General features: G+C 62.3%; 8 protein-coding genes. 3 read left to right on the top strand and 5 right to left on the bottom strand.

Features of this window, described 5'->3' with window-relative positions:
- Together ACQKRQ_RS34525 and rpoD are read left to right on the top strand one after the other, a co-directional pair.
- Positions 1-191: hypothetical protein (locus ACQKRQ_RS34525; protein ID WP_427481969.1), on the top strand; the 191-nt coding region annotated here is incomplete at its 5' end.
- Positions 192-659: 468 nt separating this feature from the next.
- Positions 660-2,657 carry an RNA polymerase sigma factor RpoD gene (rpoD, locus tag ACQKRQ_RS34520; RefSeq protein WP_427481967.1) on the top strand — a complete coding sequence of 666 codons (1,998 nt, stop codon included), beginning with the start codon at positions 660-662 and terminating at the stop codon, positions 2,655-2,657.
- A gap of 57 nt (positions 2,658-2,714) precedes the next feature.
- Here the strand turns inward: rpoD and ACQKRQ_RS34515 are convergent, their stop codons facing one another.
- Entirely contained in the window at positions 2,715-3,101 is a 387-nt protein-coding gene (locus ACQKRQ_RS34515; protein ID WP_427481965.1) for a hypothetical protein, read from the bottom strand.
- A 514-nt stretch (positions 3,102-3,615) separates the two neighbouring features.
- On the opposite strand from ACQKRQ_RS34515, the gene ACQKRQ_RS34510 reads away from it, so the two are divergent.
- Entirely contained in the window at positions 3,616-4,092 is a 477-nt protein-coding gene (locus tag ACQKRQ_RS34510) for a PRC-barrel domain-containing protein (protein WP_132383977.1), read from the top strand.
- 172 nt (positions 4,093-4,264) lie between these two features.
- On the opposite strand, the gene ACQKRQ_RS34505 is transcribed toward ACQKRQ_RS34510, so the two are convergent.
- The 4 genes from ACQKRQ_RS34505 to ACQKRQ_RS34490 form a co-directional block, all read right to left on the bottom strand.
- Entirely contained in the window at positions 4,265-5,314 is a 1,050-nt protein-coding gene (locus ACQKRQ_RS34505) for a M48 family metallopeptidase (protein WP_427481964.1), read from the bottom strand.
- A gap of 13 nt (positions 5,315-5,327) precedes the next feature.
- Complete coding sequence (locus ACQKRQ_RS34500) at positions 5,328-6,434, bottom strand: YjgN family protein (protein WP_427481962.1); 1,107 nt, start codon at positions 6,432-6,434, stop codon at positions 5,328-5,330.
- Positions 6,435-6,726: 292 nt separating this feature from the next.
- The gene (locus ACQKRQ_RS34495) at positions 6,727-7,542 is read right to left on the bottom strand and encodes a YfaP family protein (RefSeq protein ID WP_427481960.1); all 816 of its coding nucleotides are present in this window, start codon (positions 7,540-7,542) and stop codon (positions 6,727-6,729) included.
- 22 nt (positions 7,543-7,564) lie between these two features.
- Entirely contained in the window at positions 7,565-8,371 is an 807-nt protein-coding gene (locus ACQKRQ_RS34490) for a YfaP family protein (RefSeq protein WP_427481981.1), read from the bottom strand.
- Positions 8,372-8,376 lie beyond the last annotated feature (5 nt).

Raw genomic sequence — 8,376 nt, 5'->3', positions numbered from 1 at the left:
CAGATCCCGAAGGATCCACCTCGCGTCGCGCATCAAGCGCCCACACTTATCGGCTGTTAATTTTTAAAGATCGGTTACGCATTCACTACCGGACCAGCACCACGCGTCGTCAACCTCACAACTACCCGGCACCGCTTCGTTCTGCGTCGCTGCATCAGCAGCAGAGAAACGAGATTATGGAGAACGACTGACACGTCGTCAACCCCTTTTGTGAATTTTCTTTTGACCAGACGCCGATCGACGCCAGAAACAGGCGTCCCCTATATATAGGGAGAGTGGTGCAAACGCGACCCCGCCGTGTCAGGACGACCGAACTCCTCTATAGTGAGAAGCTTGAAATCAGCGAATGTGCACGCACCTAGATGCATCGAACCGGCGACCGCTCTACGCCCGACCAGCGGCCCAAGGACGAACCTGCGACAAACGCGCATGATGAAATGATGTGCACAGGATGAGCGCGAAGCCCCAAGCTCGTATATAATGCGAGCCGCGCGAATTTCGCACATTTCTATCGGCCCGCTTCGAGCGGGCTCATCTTTTTTGCTCCCCAGAGCACAGCCAAACAACCGCGTTGAGTCACTCAGGTGATGTTGAGCCATGCTCGAAACGCCTGACGGTCGCGTCTTGCGTCTCATAGCGAAGCCTCTAGAGGAGAATACGTGAACCCTTTTGATCGCGAAGATTCGCAACACGAAACCGCCGCCTACACCGCCAAAGCCCCCTCGGGCCGTACGGCCAAGGGCAAGGGCGCCGGTAAAGCGATCCCCGTGGCGGCCGAACTGCCGCCGCAGCAAGCCGAAGAACGTCAGCGCCAGATGCGTGCGCTGATCCAGCTGGGTAAGGAGCAAGGCTACCTGACCCACGCGCAGATCAACGACCATCTGCCCGACAACTTCGCGCAAACGGCCGCGATCGACAGCATTGTCAGCGCGTTCAACGACATGGGCGTGCAGGTCTATGAACAGGCCCCGGACGCCGAAACGCTGCTGCTGAACTCGAACGCCCCCGCCGTGGTGTCGGACGATCAGGCGGACGAGGAAACCGAAGTCGCCCTGTCGACCGTCGATTCTGAATTCGGCCGCACGACCGACCCGGTGCGCATGTACATGCGCGAGATGGGCGCGACCGAGCTGCTGACGCGCGCGGGCGAAATCGCGATTGCGAAGCGCATCGAAGACGGCCTGCATGAAATGGTGCAGGCGATTGCCGCTTGCCCGCTCGCGATCTCGGCCATTCTGGCGAGCGCCCAGCAGGTTGCCGACGGCGAGCTGCGCATCGACGAACTGGTCGACGGTCTGAATGAAGACACGCTCGCCGCCGAAGAAGACAGCGCAAGCGCAGACGCGTCCGCCGATGTCGACGCGGACACCGACAGCGACGACGACGAAGACAGCGACGACGACGTCGGCCCGGCCGACTCCTCGGCAGCGGACGAAGCGCGCCTGAAGCAACTCACGAGCGACTGCCTCGAAATCTTCGCCCAGGTCGGCATGCTGTCCGACCAGATGAACGCGTCGCACACGCGCGGCGACGTCACCTCGAAGGCGTACCAGCGTGCGCGCGAAGAGATCCAGCAGCACCTCGCGAAGATCCGCTTCACGGCGCGCACGATCGATCGCCTGTGCGGCGACGTGCAGCAACAGGTTGCGCAAGTCCGCGCGATCGAGCGCAACATTCTGCAAATCGTCGTTTCGAAGAGCGGCATGCCGCGCGAGAAGTTCATCGAGTCGTTTGCCGGTCATGAGGCCGACCTCGGCTGGACGGAACGCGCCGCGCGCCCGTCATCGTCGTACGGCGCGGCGCTGGAGCGCCATCTGCCGGCAATTCAGTCCGAACAGCAAAAGCTGATCGAAATCGAAGCAACGGTTTCGCTGCCGCTGAAGCATCTGAAAGAGATCAACCGCCAGATGGTCGCGGCCGAATCGAAGATGCGCAAGGCGAAGAGCGAGATGATCGAGGCGAACCTGCGTCTCGTGATCTCGATCGCGAAGAAGTACGTGAACCGCGGCATGCTGTTCCTCGACCTGATCCAGGAAGGCAACATCGGCTTGATGAAGGCGGTGGACAAGTTCGAATACCGTCGCGGCTGGAAGTTTTCCACGTACGCAACGTGGTGGGTCCGCCAGGCCGTGACGCGTTCGCTCGCCGACCAGGCTCGCACGATCCGCGTGCCGGTGCACATGATCGAAACGATCAACAAGCTGAACCGCATCTCGCGCGAAATCCTGCAGCAGACCGGTCAGGAAGCGCATCCGTCCGTGCTCGCGGAACGCATGGAACTCTCGGAAGAGAAGGTGCGCGGCATTCTGAAGATCGCGAAGCAGCCGGTGTCGATGGAAACGCCGGTCGGTGACGACGGCGATGCCACGCTCGGCGACATGATCGAAGACTCGGCAGCGTCCTCGCCGGCCGACGCAGCGATGCAAGCCGACTTGCGCGCCGCCATCGACGACGCGCTCGACTCGCTGTCGCCGCGCGAAGCCAAGGTGCTTCGTATGCGCTACGGTATCAACACGAAGTCGGACCACACGCTCGAAGAAGTCGGCAAACAGTTCGACGTGACGCGTGAGCGGATTCGTCAGATCGAGAGCAAGGCCATGCGCAAGCTGATGCATCCGAGCCGCGCTGATCGCCTGAAGTCGTTCCTCGACCGCTAAGCCAGCAATAGCGCTTGTCGTGCGTCACGCACGGCAAGCGCATTCTTTTTCCCTCTCTCAGGCAAGCAGCGAAATGATCCCGCCGATCGTGATGCCCGCTGCCAGCCACCGCCCCGCCGTATAGAACGCGTTGTGCGCTTCCTGAGGCTGATCCGGACGCTCGAGCCCGAGCGTGCCGTACGCAAACGATTTCACCGCTGAGACGCCGGATGCCGGTGTGCCCTCGCTTGCAGAATCGCTGACTGCGTCGCCCTGGCCCGTATTGCCTTCTCGAGCCGCCGTCGCCGTCGCCGCGCCTTCCGCGGAGATATGGACGGCGTCATCCTGCGTGGGTGCATCCACCGTCGATGTCTGCATGACGGCGTCGTCTGCTGCGAACGGGCTTTTCGTCGTCGCGCGGTCCGGTCCCGGCAGTGTCGACGACAACGCACTGTCGATTTGCATAGCAACCTCCGTTGATTTCGCTTATTCGATGCGCCGGCCGCCGTCCGCTCGCGGCGAATCGAGCACCTATGCAATAGCGCCGCAAACAGCTTGTGGACGACGCACGGCCGGCTACAACACCTATCGACCCCAGTGCGCCGAAACTTGAGCTCCGGTAAGAAAGGGTAAGCGCTTTCCTTTGAATCGCTGCGTCCTCACGCCGCCGGGCTCGGCCCACCACCTCGCGTTGAACAGCCCGACAAGATCCGTTTGCGCAAGCTACGCGGCGAAACGCGGCTTGGCCCATTGCGTCGAGCCGCGGCGTCACCCGCCGCGGTCGCGCAACGTTCGCCGGTCACGCTTCCCACAATTGCGCGATTCCAGGTGCGCACCGCCGCATGGCCGAGCAACCCACGCCTGCCGGGCGGCAACGGGCGGCGGCAACCGTCAGAAGGCGCTCCCGCGCCAACCATTCCCAGGTAACAGGCATAGTCGTTGCGCGCTTCCCATGTACGCTTTTTACGAGGAGCACATCATGACCACGTTCGATCCCCAAGTCCCGGCATCCGCCGGCGCACAGGGCGCAAATATTGTTGGAGTCGGCATCGGTGACGGACCCGGACCGGATGTCATGGCGGCATCGACGCTAGACGGAAACAAGGTGATGTCGTCCGACGGCGAACATGTCGGCAAGATCTCCGACATCATGCTCGACGTACGCGGCGGCCGAATCGCTTATGCGGTGCTATCCACCGGCGGCTTTCTAGGCATAGGCGACACGCTTCACGCGATTCCCTGGAGCGCGCTCACGCTCGACACGGACGACAAGTGCTTCGTGCTCGACGCAAGCGCCGAACGCATAAAAAACGCGCCTGGCTTCGATAAGGATAACTGGCCTTCGATGGTGGACATGCAATGGGGCACGTCCGTGCACGAGTACTACAACCGTCCGCCGTATTGGGCGGCCACGCGTGACGCCGTCGAAGAGCGGCGATTGGACTCCGACCTTTAATCGTCAAATGACGTGCATCGAGCCTCACGAGCCGCCTTCTTGCTGAAGGCGTGCTCGCGGTCGAATTTGTCCACAGAAATTGTTCGCAAGCCTGTGGACAACCTGCGCATGACTCATCCAACTCCTTGAACGCATTGGCTTTCACCGCTGCGCTCTCAATGAGTCGCGTGGCTCACGGCTTGCCGCACATCGAGCGGACAGCGGCCCATTCGCTCGGCGTCAACGCGCTGTCACCGAGCGGTGACCCTTGGCTTTGCTTTTGCCGATCGCTCGTCCGCGGATGATCCGAAAGGAATTCCACCGCAGCGCCGGCATTGCCGTTGCGCGTGTCAGTCAGTGCAAAAAAACCGGCGAGCCCGTCGCTGCGCAAGCCGCTTGCTTGCAGATAGGCGACGCCGTTCGCATCGGCGAGGCGCTCCATACCGCGGCTATACGACAAACCCACGAGTCGCCCAGCCAGCGACGACACATCGGCAAAGCCGAGATTGATGCCGAGCGTTGCGCTGATCACGCTGATACCAGCGCCGCGAAACAACGCGACCATCGGATCACGCCGCGCGATATGTCCGGTCTCGTGCGCCATCACGCCGGCGAGTTGATCTGCATCGCCGACTCGCTCGATCAAACCGCGCATGATCACCATGCGTGCGCCAGGCAGCGTCAGCGCATTGACCATCTTGCGGTCGACCACCTCCAGGTGGACCGGTTGCGCGATACCCGCAGCATGAGCGAGCCGCGCTTCGAGTTGCTCGAGCGCGCGCTGTCCCTCTTCACCGCGACACACTTTGTGCTTGCCGACGACGACCGCCTCCACCATCTCGCCGAGCTGGTTTTCGGCGCTGCGCGGCACCAGCGCCGCGCCCACCGCCGGCAGTCGCACGACGAGCACGAACGCGGGCACCAGCGCCACCACGCCGACCATCAGCCAGCCGAGATAGTGCCGCCGCTTCATGCGCCGCGGCATGATCTGCGCCGGCAACGTAGCAGCATCGGTCGACACGCGGCCCGGCTCGCCTTTGCACGACAACGCGACTCGTCCTTCCGGATCGGGTTCGCCTACGACCAGCCGCGCTCGCGGCCACACCGCCAGCTCACCCGCTTCGCCGTCGATGGAGAGAAACGCGTCGCTCCAGCGCAGCGTCACCGCATGAGCAGCGGCACTGCGACCGTCGTAAAAGCGCGTGCCCGTCGAGTGCGCGCCCTCTGAATCGGAGAAGGTCAATGCCGCCTCAGAATCAGAACGCGCCGCCGTGATCGAGCAGGTTCAGCATGCCCTCGCCGGTACGCGGCGCCGCCTGATCGCTTTGAGCCAGCGTCTGCGGATCGAGCTGACCGGACACTTGCAGCGTATCCGCCGCGAGTCGCATCACGCGATGCAGCACGATCGGCAAACCCAAGCCCAGCGTGAACACGACGATGGCCAGATTGCCGAGGATCATGCCGAGCAGACGCCCCGCGGTGATGCTGCTGCCGAAGCGCAGTTGCGAGCCCAGCGTCGTATTGCCCATGACATGGCGCGTGAGCAGCGCCAGGTAGAAGCACTGAATCAGCAACGCGCCGACGATGAACAGCACGTAAAACAGAAACACCGAGCCGACAGCGGCGAGCGCCGCGGGATCGCTTCCCTTCAGCGGAGCGTGGCCAATCGGCAGCAGCGCCATGAAGCTCTTGAAGAAGATCGCCCCGAGTACGACCAGCAGCGCGACCACGCCGACAAACGTACCGACGAACGCGGCATACAACGCGCGGGCGCGGCCTTCAAAGTGAAACGGCAAGCTGCCGAAACTGCTTGCGTTGATGCGGCGTTCCGCGAGGCGCATCGACACCCACGGCACCATCTGACCGAGCGTGACGATGCACAGCAGGCCATACAGCAACACATACACGCCGTAGACGAAGGACGAACCGGTCATGCCGCCGCGAATCCCGCACCACTGCGTGCGACTCAGGCGATAACGCTGCGCGCTGAAATACGCGCCCGCCGCGACCACTGCGATCACGACGTAAAGCGCAAGAAACGGCAACGCACCCAGCAACGCACTTCCCGTAACGGCGCGCAGAACCGCGCTGAGAATGCCCGCGCCGATAACCGCGCCGATCATAATCGCGATCGCCAGCAAAAACCCTTTGAACAATTCACCGCCGGTGCCGGTGTATTCAAACCGCTCACCTTGAAAGCGCATGCGCGACCAGATATATCGGCGAGTATTGGTGGTCGCCCAAAATCGATAAATGCCTAACGTGATGATCTGCAGCAGCAGATTTTTGATGAAGATCCCGTACAACTCCCCAATCTTGCCGTCATAGGTCAAGAGCGGCTGCTTCTGGTCGAGTGAATTCATTTTTCTTCTGCCCCATTCGCGAACTGACGTTTTTATGGCCCGCGCTGGCGTATGCGTTGCGGGCTGGCGACGGCCCCGCGCAAAACTGGCTTACCTCGCGCAAGCATTCGAAAACCGGCTGACGAAACAAAGCAAGCCGATGAGCGCGATCATTACACGCTTTTGTTGATTTATAAACACTCTTCCTACTTAATGAAAATCTCGCTTTTATTAAGTGAAGATTTATCAACAAATTAAGCCATTTCGCATCGTCGCGCTCAGAAAAATCATAAGCCACTCGCGTCCGCTGCTTTTACGGCAAGACAAACGTTTTCACGAGCGTCAATTCACCGGCCTTGCGCATGGGCACGCGAATCGTTTCGCTATTTTCGTTCGGCGTATTCTCGTTCGTGATGATGGTCACCTGCGCGACGGTCATATCGGCGCCGCTATTACCGCTGCCGTAGTAATTCACATAGACCAGATACGTGCCCTTCAACGGCGCCGCGGACGAGTAAATCTCCGGCCCATAGCCCGTCGTCACGTCGACGTCGAGCGCGCCGCCGTTCGGCGCGACGCGCTCGCCGTACCAGGTGTGCGCGCCGTCGGGCGAGACGACGTGCAGATCCAGATCGGTGCCATCGGTGTCCCACGCGAGCAGCACGCGCAGCTTCGGCTGGGTCTTGCCGCTGTAGGCGTCGTAGAACTGCACGCGCTTGCGGCTGCCGTCCGGCGCGCGCAGTTCTACGCCGTTGCTGCCAGCAGGAAACGCATACGGCCGCGAGAACTTGCCGTCCTCTTCCACGCGCTGCGGCAGCGGCGTGCCGTCGACCACCAGCGTGCCCACCGACGTGCCCTTCTTCTTCGGCGTGTTGCGGATCCGCCCTTCGATCAGCGCGAATTTGGACTGCCCCTCCGGCGTCGACACCGCCACCGCCGGGTAGTGCACGTCCTGCGTATAACGCTCGCTATCGCCACTCGTGTTGCGCCAGCCGTTCAACGGCGCGGCGAAGTCGATGTCGCTCGCGTGCGCCGCCGGCGCTACCAGCAAGCAGGCCAAACTAGCCACGCAGGCCATTGCGAGCCAACCGCGGCTCGCCATCATCCAACCCGTCGTCTCGACCTTCATCGTCACTGCTCCCATCCCGCTGTCAGAGTCGCTCGCTTTTCACGAGCATCAGGTCGCCGATCTTGCGCAGCGGCACGACCATCGTTTCACGCCGTTCGTTCGGCGTGTTTTCGTTGAACACCAGCGTCAACGTCGCCGTAATCACGTCGCGATCGTGCGCGGCGGCGTCGAAGTTGTAGCCGGTCGAATCGAAATTGCCCCAGTAATTCAGAAAGAACAGCCACGTGCCATGCTCGGGTGCCGCCGAAGAAAAGATCCCCGGCCCCGCGCCGTCCACCGAATCGACGTCGAAACCGCTGCCGTCCTCAAGCGTCGGATTGGCGAAGAAGGCATGCAGGCCGCCCGGCGTAATCACATGCAGATCGACCTGCGCATGCGGATCATCCCACGTGACCATCGCGCGCAGCTTGGCCTGCGGCTTGCTGCGGTCGGCTTCGTAGAATTGCATGCGCTGGTGCTGTTTGCCGTCGGCGGAAATCAGCTCGATGCTGTTCGAACCCGCGCCGAACGCCCAAGGCCGCGCGAACGAGCCTTCGTCGTCGGTATAAAGCGGTGTGGGACTGCCGTTGACGACCAGCGTCGGCGGCTTGCGCGCGTGTTTGTCGATGTGCTTCAGGCGTCCCTCGATCAGCGTGCGATAGCGCTGCGCGCCGCGATCGACCGGTGGCCGCGGATAAGCCGCGAAGAAATGCTCGCCCTCGTTCGTCAGCCCGCTGTGACGCCAACCGCCGAACGCGCCGGTCAGATCGGCGAGCGCGCCGTCGGCGTCGGCGGCTTCGGCATTCGGCGCAGCAGTGCAGAGCGCAAGCGCAGCCCCGACCGCGGCCAGCGTTA

This window comes from Paraburkholderia sp. NPDC080076 (genome assembly GCF_050281145.1).
Taxonomy (GTDB): Bacteria; Pseudomonadota; Gammaproteobacteria; order Burkholderiales; family Burkholderiaceae; genus Paraburkholderia.
Note: the sequence above shows the minus strand (reverse complement) of the source record. Positions and strands in the feature narration are given on the sequence as shown.

Coding starts and splice junctions, on each gene's coding strand:
- ACQKRQ_RS34515 (WP_427481965.1), bottom strand. CDS start 3,101: ATGCAAATCGACAGTGCGTTGTCGTCGACACTGCCGGGACCGGACCGC.
- ACQKRQ_RS34510 (WP_132383977.1), top strand. CDS start 3,616: ATGACCACGTTCGATCCCCAAGTCCCGGCATCCGCCGGCGCACAGGGC.
- ACQKRQ_RS34500 (WP_427481962.1), bottom strand. CDS start 6,434: ATGAATTCACTCGACCAGAAGCAGCCGCTCTTGACCTATGACGGCAAG.
- ACQKRQ_RS34495 (WP_427481960.1), bottom strand. CDS start 7,542: ATGAAGGTCGAGACGACGGGTTGGATGATGGCGAGCCGCGGTTGGCTC.